This is a genomic window from Streptomyces alboflavus (genome assembly GCF_000716675.1).
Taxonomy (GTDB): Bacteria; Actinomycetota; Actinomycetes; order Streptomycetales; family Streptomycetaceae; genus Streptomyces; species Streptomyces alboflavus.
This window is the reverse complement of record NZ_JNXT01000164.1, coordinates 1-226: the sequence shown is the minus strand read 5'-3', so window position 1 is coordinate 226 and position 226 is coordinate 1. Positions and strand designations below refer to the sequence as shown.

The following is a 226-nucleotide window of genomic DNA, read 5'->3' as shown; positions in this document are numbered from 1 at the left end:
CACCTTCACCGACCTCCTCCACCACGTACGCACCAAATCCCTCGCCGCCTACGACCACCAAGACATCCCCTTCGAACGCCTCGTCGAAGCCCTCAACCCAGAACGATCAACCGCGTACGCACCCCTCTTCCAGGTGATGTTCGCCTGGCAGAACAACCACCGCGAAAGCTTCGCCCTGCCCGGCCTCGAAGTGGAACTCGAGTGGCCGCACAGCCAGTCGGCGAAG

Annotated in this window: 1 protein-coding gene; it reads left to right on the top strand. The window is 62.8% G+C overall.

Annotated features, from left to right (window positions below):
• Positions 1–226, top strand: a 226-nt coding sequence (locus OO63_RS41175; RefSeq protein WP_033264999.1) for a condensation domain-containing protein, incomplete at both ends; no start/stop codon positions are given.